Origin of the sequence: Moraxella osloensis (genome assembly GCF_001553955.1) — a bacterium.
Taxonomy (GTDB): Bacteria; Pseudomonadota; Gammaproteobacteria; order Pseudomonadales; family Moraxellaceae; genus Faucicola; species Faucicola osloensis.
On sequence record NZ_CP014234.1, the window covers coordinates 376,245 to 388,424 of the forward strand.

Genomic DNA, 12,180 nt, shown 5'->3' on the forward strand with positions numbered 1-12,180 from the left:
CTTTAGCTGACTTGCCAAACAGGTTAAGCCTGACAAAAAATGGTAAGCTTAACCAGACGGCTTTGCAATCCCTATCGAAACATCAAGCAAAAAAAGTAAGCAAAAAACAGCAAGTAAAAAAAAGAGCAACCATGGTCGCTCTTTTATCCACTACTCGCCTAACAATTAGTCTTCTACCTGCATCATCACTTGTTCAGAGAGTGCCACGGTATTAAACCCAGCATCGACAAATAAAATCTCGCCGGTGATACCAGATGCCCAAGGCGATAACAAGAACATCGCGGCATTGCCGACTTCTTCAATATTGACATTGCGCTGTAGCGGTGACATTTTGGCGTTGGTGTCGAGCATTTTACGAAATGATTTGATGCCACTGGCCGCCAAAGTACGAATTGGACCTGCAGAAATCCCATTGACACGGATACCATCGCTGCCCAGAGAGCTTGCAAGGTAGCGAATACTCGCTTCCAGACTGGCTTTGGCTAGACCCATGACATTGTAGTTTGGCAACACATGGATACTGCCTTCATACGTCAAGGTTAACAGCGAGCCTTGGCGTTTTGCCAGCAACTCACGGCTGGCTTTAGCAAGCGCCACAAAGCTGTAGCTACTAATATCATGGGCAATGGCAAAGCCCTCACGGGTGGTCACTTGGGTAAAATCACCATCTAGCTGATCGGCAGGGGCAAAACCAATGGCATGCACGACCCCATCAATGCCATCTGGCCAGTGTGCAGCAACTTGGGCAAAACACACTTCGATTTCGCTATCTGACGCCACATCACACGCCAATACCTTCTCTGCACCAAAAGTTTCGGCTGCCATATCCACGCGTTTTTTCATTTTTTCATTCGGATAGGTCAAAATTAAACTCGCGCCTTCACGATGTAACGCTTCTGCGATACCCCAAGCAATCGATAATTTACTGGCGATACCGGTAACAACGAAACGCTTCCCTGTTAATAGCATGGTTTTTCCTTATTTTTCAGTGAACGAATATGCACTATAATAGCTCAAAATTAGGGGTTAATTCTAGCAAAAAACCTAAACAAAGCAAATTTAGTGATTTTCATGGCGTTTGTGACAAAAATCGCTTTACAAATAGTGGTAAAGCGTTAAGCTATGCCTATTTTTTAAACTTAAATGTTATCATGACTATGCCTGCAAATTTTGACGAGATTATCCAACAAAACAGTGATGCCTACCGCACCCTCATTGCATCAACAGGGGAAGAGTTAACACGTGAAGGACTACTTAATACCCCAGAACGCGCCGCTAAAGCCTTTAGTTTTTTAACCCAAGGCTATCATCAAGATTTGGTCGAAATTACCAACAACGCGATTTTTCCAACTGACAATAATGAATTGGTCATGGTAAAAAATATCGAGTTTTATTCGATGTGCGAGCATCATATGTTGCCTTTTTATGGCGTTGCTCATGTGGCGTATCTGCCCGATGGCAAAGTGATTGGACTGTCAAAAATGGCACGTATCGTGGATATGTACGCCCGACGTTTGCAAATTCAAGAAAACCTAACCCGCCAAATCGCACAAGCGGTGATGGATATGACAGGGGCAAAAGGCGCGGCGGTGGTGATGGATGCCGCGCATATGTGCATGATGATGCGCGGGGTGATGAAACAAAAATCCGATACCCGCAGTATGTCACTACTGGGCGAATTTAGACACAATACCGAGGCAAGACAAGCGCTGTTAATGGCGATTCCAAGCGCCTAATATCTAGACTTGCTACCTAAACAGTCAACCTAAATTAACTAGTTAAAAAAGCCCCAGTGATGTTACTGGGGTTTTTATATTCAGCCGATTTATCCTCCGTTGCCGTAAAACCACCGACTTTAGGCGGTGGATATAAGGCAACTTGTACACTATAACGCTTGCATAAATTTTGCTAAAATAATTTGCATGAAAACACTCAAGCTACGCATACGAGATAAACACACAGCAAAGCTTAACCGCCTAAGCGGTTCGGTCAATTTCGTATGGAACTACGTCAATGACTTGAGTTACAAGCATCTGCAAAAGACTGGCAAATTCTTTTCAGCCTACGACCTAAACGACTACACCAAAGGTAGCGGTGAACTACTTGGCTTACACAGTCAGACTATTCAGGCAATCAATGAAACCCATGCCAAAGCTAGAAAACAATTCAAAAAAGCTAAATTATCATGGCGAACCAACAACCCAAATTCAAAACGTAAATCATTAGGCTGGCTACCGTTTAAACAATCTGCCATCAAACACATCGCCACACACCAAACAGGTAAAAAAGGCTTAAAATCCACCTTACAGCTTAGTTTAGCCAAAGGGCAAAAGCTAATCATCGACCTATGGGACAGCTACAACCTTAGCCTATACCAAATCAACACATGCGAGATTGTGCAAGACGCACGCAGTCATTGGTATGCCTGTATTACCGTCAAAGACTACCCCAAGACACAATGCGGAACGGGTAGCGTAGGCATTGACTTAGGGCTTAAAGACAGTGCCACTACCTCAAGCGGTGACAAACTCACCATCAAGCAAACGCTCAAATATGCCAAAGATTTAGCCATTGCTCAACGAGCTAAAAACAAACAACGTGTCAAAGCAATCCATGCCAAAATCAAAAACACAAGGCAAGACCTGATACACAAATTCACCACCCAATTAGTTAAAGATAATGCGCTAATCGTGGTCGGTGATATTCAGAGTAATCAATTTAATAGTAAAAAAGGCAAACTCGCCAAATCGGTTTACGATGCAGGCTGGTTTGAACTGAAACGACAACTGACCTACAAATGCGAGAACGCAGGTTGCCGTTTTGAAATCGTGAATGAGAGATACACGACCCAGCGATGTTCGTGTTGCGGTGAAATCACCGCCAATAGTCCGAAAGGTAGAAAATCGCTTGGAATAAGAGAATGGATATGTGCTTCGTGTGGCACATGGCATGATAGAGATATCAATGCCAGTCGGAACATTCTTGCGGTCGGGCTTGGCCGTCTGGGAGCAGGAATCCCCGAACGATAGGGAGGGGAGGAAGTCAACGTATCAGGACTAATGTCTTCTTCAACCCTAAGCTCATCGGGTAACCATTGGTGATGAACGCGTGGTTATGCAAGCTTTTTTAACTGCCATACCCCATGAGTTAAAGATTACTATCGTTTATTAAGTCTGTGATGTAGCTTAACCACATTACCCATAATCAAAATCGCTGGGGCGGGCAAGTTTGCCTCAGCTTGTTTTGCCACGATGGTCTCAAGCGTGCCTGTCAAAACTTGCTGATGGGGCAAGCTGGCATTGGACACAATCGCAATCGGCGTACTGGGATTTTTTCCTGCGTTAATCAAGCCACTCGTCAATTTATCAAGCTGCTTTAATCCCATATAAAAAACCACGGTTTGGTTATCATCAAGCCAGCTGGCAAAGTCTTCATTGATGGTATCCGTCTTAAGAGAGGCGGTGACAAACTTGACAGAGTGCGCATACGCACGGTGAGTCAATGGAATACCGGCGCAGCTTGCCGCCGCAGTGGCTGCGGTGATGCCAGGCACGACTTCAAAATCAATCCCAGCTGCAACCAATTGCTCGGCTTCTTCGCCGCCCCGCCCAAATACATACGGGTCGCCACCTTTGAGACGTAACACGCGCTGTCCTTGCTGCGCCTGCTCGACCAGTAGCTCATTGATTTTTTCTTGCCCCACCGCATGATCACTGGCTTTTTTGCCGACGTAGATTTTGGTGGCATCACGCCTGCATAGATCGAGAATCTGCGCTGAAACCAAATTATCATAAAACACCACATCCGCTTGTTGCATCAATCGTAGCGCTTTAAAGGTTAGCAAGTCGGGGTCGCCCGCCCCTGCGCCCACAATGTACACCTTACCAAGCTGTGCTTTATCTGTCGGCTGGTTGTTGGCGTGCTGCTGTAGTAGGGTTTCAAGCTGGCTTTCAGCTTTGCTTAGGCTATTTGCATTACCCTCAAATACCGATTCTGCTACTTGCCCTTCAAAGGCTTGCTCCCAAAACTTGCGTCTAGCCGTCACATTGGGCAATGCAGCTTTTACTTTATCGCGAAATTTACCTGCCAATCCTGCCAATTCGCCATACTGCGGTGGCACGACTGTTTCGATTTTGGCTCGCAGTAGTCTTGCCAGCACCGGTGCTTTGCCTGCACTGGATACCGCAATGGTAATCGGATTGCGGTCAACGATGGCAGGAAAGATAAAGGTACATAGCGGTGGATTATCAACGACATTGACTGGGATAAAACGATCTTCACAGTCATGAAAAATCTGTGCATTCACCGTTTCATCATCGGTACAAGCAATGACGATGGTTTGTTTATCCAAATATTTTTGCTGATAAACATCATTAATCAATTGATGACGAGAATCACCAAATTGCGCGGTGAGTCTCGGCTCATAGCTGGGCGCAACAAAGGTGATAGTTGCCCCAGCTTTATCGAGCAAATCCGCTTTACGCAGTGCCACTTCCCCACCGCCAACCACGAGTACAGGGCGATTTTCTAATTTAAAAAACAGCGGTAAGGTATTCATAGACAGTCTCAACATTAGATAGCGACAAGAACAATAGTGACAAGAACAATTAAGCCGAACCGAAGTTCAGCTTAACATTATCATACATACTGCCCAGCAAAAATTATAATTGTGTGTGTAGACCACATTCACGGTTTTCTTCAACTTTGGTTGGGTCAAAGTAGTCATGTTCATTTGGCAAATCATGCGCTTTTAAGTAAGCTTCTAGGTCATCTTCTGACCAATGAAACAATGGTGCTACTTTTAACACGCCGTCTTTGCTTTCTGACAACACGTCAAGCGATTGGCGAAATTCTGTTTGGTCTTTACGAATCGCATTAATCCACACGTCAGGGGCAATTTCTTTTAACGCACGTCCAAATGGCTCAAGTTTGACTTGCTCAGTGAATTTTGCGTGCGCTGGGTTGTTGACGCTAGGTATACCGTTGAATTCGACATCACGCCAAGCTGCGGTTTGTTGCGGCAAGTAGGTAATCACATTTAAGTTTAGACGTTTAATCAAATCTTGGGCGTGGCGGTAAGTGGCTTCCGTGTTGTAGCCAGAATCCACGAACAATACTTTGATATCAGGACGTTGTTTGGTAACCATGTCTAATAATACCACTTCGTAAGGGCGAAAGTTGGTCGTGATGATAGGATTACTACCTTGTGCCAGTGCCCAAGCAATGATTTCCTCTGCGGTTTTGCCGTTCAATTCTGCGTTGGCTTTGTCTAGGTCGATATTTAATTTATTGCTCATTGGATTTCCTAATGTTTTATGGTGAAAAATTGGGATACGCTATGCTAATCAATTATGCGATGTTTAAAAAATGATTTTTAATGATATTATTATGAAAATTTAGAATTAACCAATTAACTTGAAATGCAGAAACAAGAAGTTAGAAACGACACCGTAGCAACTTGCTAACATTAAAAAAGCAAACCCTTAAATTCGCTCAATCTTGGCATCACCCAACAATTAATTGGCAAAAATCGGTAATTGCGTCACACTGCGCCCTGTATAACGGTGTTTGATATCGACAAAATAATCAAACCAACCGGGGTTAAAATCACTGTCATCAATATCAAACTCACTAAACCCTACTTCGGTAAGCAGCTGCAAGGTATCTGGCAAGATATCACCACTAGCGCGCAACACTATAGCGGGGTTATAACTGGGGTGTAGTTGGATTTTTTGCGCTAAACTATAACCGCGTCCATCACGAAAACCATGAAAATCAATCACAATCACGGACAATAGCGGCATCACTTTGACAAAGTCCTGGTGCAAAAACTGATAATCACTGGCACCTGATAGAATAATACCCAGTTTTTTATCGCCCAACCGATTGGATAATGCTACCAAATCATCCGCTTCTAACTGTGGTTTTGGCGGATTTTTCTCGCTAAATTGGGCAGGGCGATAGTCCACCAAAATTTCAGTGATATCTGAGGCATACTGGGATGGGTCGATATGCTCGATTTTTTGCTCATGAATACTCACGCTCACGGACTTTACATTGTCAATCACTTGGCTTTGGTTAATGAGTGCCATGGCTTATCCCTCCACCGGCTGTTCTGATTTGTCACGATATACATACTCTTTAAATGGCTCAATGCCGATACGATCGACCACCTCGGCAAATGTTTCACTACCAAAATCGGTATCCGCCGCTTGGCGATATTTAAGATAGACTTGCAGGATATCATCCACCGTCGCCGCAACCGCATCGACAGGCACTGCTTTACCCAAAATATCGCCTAATTTGGCGTTTTGACCCGATCTACCACCCAGCGAGATTTGGTACCAATGCTCGCCTTTTTTATCCACACCCAAAATACCGATATCGGCGACATGGTGATGCGCGCAGGCATTCATACAGCCTGACATATTTAGGCGAATTTCACCAATATCATGGACAAAGTCTGCGTCTTGGAAATATTGGTTGACTTGGTTAACGATATTTAAGGTACTGGCATTAGCCAATGAGCAATAGTCAAAGCCTGGACATGAGATAATATCCGTCAATAAGCCAATATTTGGGCGGGCAAGGTCGTATTGTTTGAGCACCTGATAGACCTCATATACATCTTCAAGTTTGACGTCCGTGAGCACCAAGTTTTGATGATGGGTGCCGCGCACTTCACCAAAGCTGTATTTATCCGCCAAATCAGCCACCACGCGCATTTGGGTGGCGGTGATATCGCCCGTGTCTTGCATAAAGTGTTTGAGTGAGATAATCACCACCTGATAGCCTTTGACTTTATGCTCGCGAGTATTTTGGTTAAACCAACGCACAAACTCGCTATCTTCAAACTGGGCAGACAGTTTGTCTTGGCTAGCTTGTAATTGTTGTTGGGTAAATGTTTGATACGCTGGCGGTGGAAAGTAGGTTTTGGCGTGTTCAATTTGTTCAGCTGTCAGTGTTAACGCACCGTCTTTATTGTATTTTTCCCAATCTTCTTCCACGATTCGTGAAAACGCTTCGGCGCCCATACTTTCAACCAAAATCTTGATACGCGCTTTGTATTTGTTGTCACGGCGACCGTATTGGTTGTAGATACGTAAGATGGCATCTAAATAAGAGAGTAAATGGCGTTCCGGTAAAAACGGACGAATCACTTTACCAATCACAGGGGTGCGACCTAGACCACCGCCCACAATCACTTCAAAGCCGATGTCACCTGCGTCATTTTTGACCACATGCAGGCCAATATCATGCAGCTGGGTCGCGGCACGGTCTTCCCGAGTACCGATGACCGCAATTTTAAATTTACGCGGTAAATAGGTAAATTCTGGGTGAAACGTTGACCATTGACGAATGATTTCACAATACGGGCGCGGATCGGCGATTTCATCAGCCGTCACACCGGCAAACTGGTCAGTGGTGGTATTGCGGATACAGTTGCCCGAGGTTTGAATCGCATGCATTTGTACCGATGCCAATTCTGCCAAAATATCGGGTACTTCTTCTAATTTTGGCCAGTTAAATTGCATATTGGTACGGGTGGTGATATGACCATAGCCACGGTCGTATTTTTCGCTGATGTCGGCAAGTTTACGCAGTTGATACGTCGCAAGCAGACCATAAGGAATCGCCACGCGAAGCATCGGCGCATGACGCTGAATATATAGACCGTTCATCAGGCGTAATGGCAAGTACGCTTCTTCACTGAGCTCGCCAGCCAAAAAACGTCGGGTTTGGTCGCGAAACTGCTCGACCCGATCGTCTACCAATTGTTGGTCAATTGCGTTGTATTTATACATGCGGATTCCTATGTCACTAATACAAATTCTAATTACAAATTAAATTTAAAACTTTTAGCTTTTGCAGCCATTTCAACTGGGTGAAATTTTAACCTGCCTATCATAAATGCCCAAGGGGTTTTTAGTAAATTCCATTTTTACATAAATATATCGAGTTACTGCATTTATTATTGCGAAGTGCAATATTCTATTATACGCTACCTTAATTTTTTTGAACCGTCTGTTTTTTTGACACGTTAATTTTGACCCGCTAATATAGGAAATCCGATGAGCCAAAGCGCCACTTCAACTCTCCATTCTCTAAGCCAACTAGTACCACCGCACGGTAGTGACACATTAAAAGAAAAATTACTTAAAGGCGATGCGCTAACCGCTGCCCAGCAAAAAGCCAAAAATCTCCCAAAAATCCAAATCAGCTCCCGTGAAGCCGGTGATTTGATTATGCTCGGTATTGGCGGCTTTACCCCGCTAGATGGTTTTATGAACCAAGCAGACTGGCAAAGCGTATGTGACAATATGCATTTAACCACTGGCGACAATGCGGGCGTATTTTGGCCCATTCCTATTACCCTATCGACCGATACTGCCACTGCCGATACGCTAAACCCAGGTGATGACATTGCGCTGGAATACCAAGGTGAAATCATGGGGATTTTGACCTTAAGCGAAAAATACCGCATTGATAAAGCGCACGAATGCCAAACCGTCTTTGGCACCACAGAGCTTGAGCATCCCGGCGTTGCCATGGTAATGGCACAAGGTGATGTCAATCTAGCTGGCGATGTGGTGGTGTTAAGCGAAGGCGAATTCCCGAGCAAATATGGTGATATCTACCTCACTCCGGCACAAACCCGTGACATCTTTACTCAAAATGGCTGGAAAACCGTCGCTGCTTTCCAAACCCGTAACCCGATGCACCGCTCACATGAATACCTTGCCAAAATCGCCATTGAAATCTGTGATGGCGTACTCATTCATTCATTGCTTGGCGCATTAAAACCTGGGGATATTCCTGCAGACGTACGCCAAGAAGCCATTGGTACATTAATCGACCATTACTTCCGTAAAGACACGGTCATCCAAGCAGGCTATCCACTGGATATGCGCTATGCCGGTCCACGTGAAGCGTTATTACATGCCTTATTCCGTCAAAACTATGGTTGTAGCCATTTGATTGTCGGGCGTGACCATGCAGGCGTGGGTGATTACTATGGCGCGTTTGATGCGCAGCATATTTTTGATACGCTCAAACCGAATGATTTAATCACCCAACCGTTAAAAATTGACTGGACATTCTGGTGTGACGCTTGTGACTCGATGGCATCGACCAAAACTTGCCCACACGATGCCAGCCATCATGTCAAAGTCTCAGGTACCAAATTGCGTAAAGCCTTATCTGAAGGGGAAGACGTGCCTGATAACTTTAGCCGTCCAGAAGTGTTAGCGGTACTTCGTAAGTACTATGAAGGCTTAGAAGAGCATCAAAAACATAAAGTTGAGCTAACCGGTCACTCTGCAAAATAATCATTGTGAGGTTTCATTTATCAATCGATAATCCATCGATAAAAAGGGTATGTGATAATACCCTTTTTTTTATACAACATTTAGCAAAAAAAAAGAAGCACGCGGCTTCTTTTTTTATTGCTTAACATTGCTTAACTAAGCTAAATTTAATTAAGGCTAAATTTAACTAAGCTAAATCACATATTCGACGTGTGAATCTTGCAGAAAATTGGCAACAAAATGATTCGAGGGATGATTGACCAGCGTCTCATAATCCCCGACTTGCACGATTTGACCTTGGTTCATCACCACAATTTCATCGGATAATTCTGCCGCTTCTTCTTGGTCATGGGTCACTAAAATACTGGTGACACCGAGCTCATGATGAATTGAGCGCAGCCAAGCGCGTAATTCTTTACGCACCTTGGCATCGAGGGCGCCAAATGGCTCATCGAGTAACAATAGCTTTGGCTCTACCGCCAACGCACGCGCCAATGCGATACGCTGACGCTGACCGCCTGAGAGTTGATGCGGGTATTTTTTTGCGGTTTGGGATAGTTGCACCAGCTCCAGCAGATAATTGACCTTTTTGCTGATTTCCGCGTTGCTTAAGCGTTTGTTTTTTGGCATGACGGTCAAGCCAAACGCCACGTTATCAAACACGGTCATATGGCGAAATAACGCGTAATGTTGAAACATAAAGCCGATATGACGCTGCTGGACAGGGACATCGGTCACATCTTCACCATCAAACAAAATACGCCCCGTATCGGCAAGTTCAAGCCCTGCGATGATACGCAGTAAGGTAGTCTTACCACAGCCTGAAGGTCCCAAGAGCGAGGTTAGTTTGCCCGTCGGTACGGTTAAATTAATCGGTTGTAGTGCAGTAAAGCGACCAAACTGTTTAGTGATATCACGGATTTCGATACTCATGGTATTCTCTTAACTTTTTTTACTTTTTAAATTGCATCAATGTTATTCATCATTGGCAGACTGACGTTTAGTCAACGCCTGCTGCACGATTAAGGTAACGAGCGCCAACAACGCCAACAAACTCGACAACGCAAACGCTGCCGTCATGTTGTATTCATTGTAAGCAATCTCAACTAATAGCGGCATGGTATTGGTTTCACCGCGAATATGACCTGAGACCACACTCACCGCGCCAAACTCACCCATCGCACGCGCATTGGTCAAAATAATACCGTATAGCAATGCCCATTTGATATTAGGCAGCGTCACCCGCCAAAACATTTGCCAGCCTGACGCGCCCAGTGTTAATGCCGCTTGCTCTTCACTGCTACCCTGCGACTGCATCAGCGGAATCACTTCACGCGCCACGAATGGAAAAGTCACAAACATGGTGGCAAGCACGATACCGGGAATGGCAAAAATCACCTGAAAACCAAAGTATTCTAGCCAGCCGCCAAGCCAAGTGTTGGCGCCCAGTAGTGCCACAAACATCAAGCCTGCGACCACAGGCGACACTGAAAATGGCAAATCTAGCAGCGTGGTGAGAAATTGTTTACCTTTAAAATCAAATCGGGTCAATAGCCAGGCTAATGCAATCCCAATCACCGTATTAATCGGCACCACAATCAGCGCCGTAATCAAGGTAAGCTTGATAGCGGATAACGCCTCGTGATCGGTCAAGGCAGCCACATACAACTGCCAGCCAGATTTTAAGGCTTCATAAAACACCGATAGCAGCGGAATCACTAGCATTAGCGTCATAAACGCCACCGCAATACCAATTAAGGTATAACGTAGCCATGTCGGCTCACGGGTTGCGGCTTGGGTTTGGTAAGGATATTGGCTGCTATCTATCATGCACTTGCCCCGCCCATACGTTTGGTAAATAGCCACTGCAAGGCATTAATGGCAAATAAAATCACAAAAGAAATCATCAACATAAACAAAGCAACCGCGGCAGCGCCTTGCACATCAAAGCTTTCAAGCTTACCAATAATGATTAACGGCAAAATCTCAGATTTCATCGGTAAATTACCCGCAATAAAAATCACCGAGCCATACTCGCCCGTCGCCCGCGCAAACATCATGCCTGAGCCCATCAGCAAGGCAGGATACAACTCCGGCAAGATGACCCGTCTAAAAGTTGTCAATCTCCCAGCACCCAGCACCGATGCAGCCTCTTCATATTCTGGCGACAGCTCCGCAAGCACAGGTTGCACCGCACGCACAATAAACGGCAAACTTACCACAATCAGCGCCAACCAAATACCAATAGGGGTAAAAGCAATTTTAATGCCAAATGGCGCAAAAAACTGCCCGATTAAACCATTGGGTGCATACAAGGTTGCTAGCGAAATCCCCATTACTGCCGTTGGCAAAGCAAAGGGCAAATCCACCAGCGCATTTAAAATCGACTTTCCCCAAAACTCATAGCGCACCAGTACCCATGCAATCAGCGTACCAAACACCAAATTGGTCAATGTCGCAAATAATGACATTTTTAGTGACAGTTCAATCGCCGCCTTGACGCGCGGCTCGGCAATGGTTTTGATAAAGCCTGCCACGCCAATATCGGCGGCTGTCATTACCATCGCCACAAATGGCAACAGCACGATAATCGACAATGCCAACACACTAATGCCCAAACTCAAATTAAAAAACGGCATGATATGGCGCTTTTTATTGCGTTTTAAGGGTGTTTTAGGCTGATTGGTTGATGTTAAATCGGCTTGATGGTTGGCACTCATACTGGCCATGCAGGGCTTCCTTTACTAATAATCGGTAGACTACGTCAGAATTTAAAATAATAAACATACAAAAATAAAAATCCAGAAATAAAGATACAAAAAGCTCTGTACCCAAAATCTTAAGCACGGCTATAGTACCATCTCACTTTGAT

At 44.8% G+C, this 12,180-nt stretch carries 10 protein-coding genes and 1 pseudogene; 3 read left to right on the top strand and 8 right to left on the bottom strand.

Annotated elements, in window-relative coordinates; translation table 11 throughout:
• Positions 1-165: 165 nt before the first annotated feature.
• On the bottom strand, positions 166-969 hold the full coding sequence (locus AXE82_RS01630) for an enoyl-ACP reductase FabI (RefSeq protein ID WP_062330582.1): 804 nt from the start codon (positions 967-969) through the stop codon (positions 166-168).
• A 188-nt stretch (positions 970-1,157) separates the two neighbouring features.
• Between AXE82_RS01630 and folE the strand changes: the two genes are divergently transcribed.
• Entirely contained in the window at positions 1,158-1,736 is a 579-nt protein-coding gene (folE, locus tag AXE82_RS01635; protein WP_062334685.1) for a GTP cyclohydrolase I FolE, read from the top strand.
• Positions 1,737-1,922: 186 nt separating this feature from the next.
• The gene (locus tag AXE82_RS01640; RefSeq protein WP_062330584.1) at positions 1,923-3,029 is read left to right on the top strand and encodes an RNA-guided endonuclease InsQ/TnpB family protein; all 1,107 of its coding nucleotides are present in this window, start codon (positions 1,923-1,925) and stop codon (positions 3,027-3,029) included.
• Between the two features lie 128 nt (positions 3,030-3,157).
• Here AXE82_RS01640 and cysG read toward each other — a convergent pair whose 3' ends face one another.
• From cysG to AXE82_RS01660, 4 genes are all read right to left on the bottom strand, one after another.
• Positions 3,158-4,558: a siroheme synthase CysG gene (gene cysG / locus AXE82_RS01645; protein WP_062330586.1), complete on the bottom strand. Its 1,401-nt coding sequence runs from the start codon at positions 4,556-4,558 to the stop codon at positions 3,158-3,160.
• Positions 4,559-4,661: 103 nt separating this feature from the next.
• Positions 4,662-5,297 (bottom strand): phosphoadenosine phosphosulfate reductase domain-containing protein, encoded by a 636-nt coding sequence (locus tag AXE82_RS01650; protein ID WP_062330588.1) that lies wholly within the window; start codon positions 5,295-5,297, stop codon positions 4,662-4,664.
• A 219-nt stretch (positions 5,298-5,516) separates the two neighbouring features.
• On the bottom strand, positions 5,517-6,092 hold the full coding sequence (locus AXE82_RS01655) for a DUF934 domain-containing protein (protein WP_062330590.1): 576 nt from the start codon (positions 6,090-6,092) through the stop codon (positions 5,517-5,519).
• 3 nt (positions 6,093-6,095) lie between these two features.
• Positions 6,096-7,805 (bottom strand): nitrite/sulfite reductase, encoded by a 1,710-nt coding sequence (locus AXE82_RS01660; protein ID WP_062330591.1) that lies wholly within the window; start codon positions 7,803-7,805, stop codon positions 6,096-6,098.
• Between the two features lie 267 nt (positions 7,806-8,072).
• Here AXE82_RS01660 and sat point away from each other — a divergent pair, with 267 nt between their 5' ends.
• Positions 8,073-9,329, top strand: a complete 1,257-nt coding sequence (gene sat / locus AXE82_RS01665) for a sulfate adenylyltransferase (protein WP_062330593.1) — start codon at positions 8,073-8,075, stop codon at positions 9,327-9,329.
• A gap of 201 nt (positions 9,330-9,530) precedes the next feature.
• On the opposite strand, the pseudogene AXE82_RS01670 reads toward sat, so the two are convergent.
• The 3 genes and pseudogenes from AXE82_RS01670 to cysT all read right to left on the bottom strand — a co-directional run.
• A pseudogene (locus AXE82_RS01670) lies at positions 9,531-10,241 on the bottom strand (sulfate/molybdate ABC transporter ATP-binding protein); the annotation flags it as partial.
• A 42-nt stretch (positions 10,242-10,283) separates the two neighbouring features.
• Positions 10,284-11,138, bottom strand: coding sequence for a sulfate ABC transporter permease subunit CysW (cysW, locus tag AXE82_RS01675; protein ID WP_060995766.1), 855 nt, complete (start codon positions 11,136-11,138; stop codon positions 10,284-10,286).
• Positions 11,135-12,028, bottom strand: coding sequence for a sulfate ABC transporter permease subunit CysT (gene cysT / locus AXE82_RS01680; RefSeq protein ID WP_062334687.1), 894 nt, complete (start codon positions 12,026-12,028; stop codon positions 11,135-11,137). Before cysT ends, cysW begins: the two co-directional genes overlap by 4 nt.
• Between the last annotated feature and the right edge of the window lie 152 nt (positions 12,029-12,180).

Excerpts from the sequence above, each read along its gene's own strand:
- AXE82_RS01640 (WP_062330584.1), top strand. The coding sequence starts at position 1,923 with ATGAAAACACTCAAGCTACGCATACGAGATAAACACACAGCAAAGCTT.
- sat (WP_062330593.1), top strand. The coding sequence starts at position 8,073 with ATGAGCCAAAGCGCCACTTCAACTCTCCATTCTCTAAGCCAACTAGTA.
- cysT (WP_062334687.1), bottom strand. The coding sequence starts at position 12,028 with ATGAGTGCCAACCATCAAGCCGATTTAACATCAACCAATCAGCCTAAA.
- folE (WP_062334685.1), top strand. The coding sequence starts at position 1,158 with ATGCCTGCAAATTTTGACGAGATTATCCAACAAAACAGTGATGCCTAC.
- cysG (WP_062330586.1), bottom strand. The coding sequence starts at position 4,558 with ATGAATACCTTACCGCTGTTTTTTAAATTAGAAAATCGCCCTGTACTC.
- cysW (WP_060995766.1), bottom strand. The coding sequence starts at position 11,138 with ATGATAGATAGCAGCCAATATCCTTACCAAACCCAAGCCGCAACCCGT.
- AXE82_RS01650 (WP_062330588.1), bottom strand. The coding sequence starts at position 5,297 with ATGAGCAATAAATTAAATATCGACCTAGACAAAGCCAACGCAGAATTG.
- AXE82_RS01630 (WP_062330582.1), bottom strand. The coding sequence starts at position 969 with ATGCTATTAACAGGGAAGCGTTTCGTTGTTACCGGTATCGCCAGTAAA.
- AXE82_RS01660 (WP_062330591.1), bottom strand. The coding sequence starts at position 7,805 with ATGTATAAATACAACGCAATTGACCAACAATTGGTAGACGATCGGGTC.
- AXE82_RS01655 (WP_062330590.1), bottom strand. The coding sequence starts at position 6,092 with ATGGCACTCATTAACCAAAGCCAAGTGATTGACAATGTAAAGTCCGTG.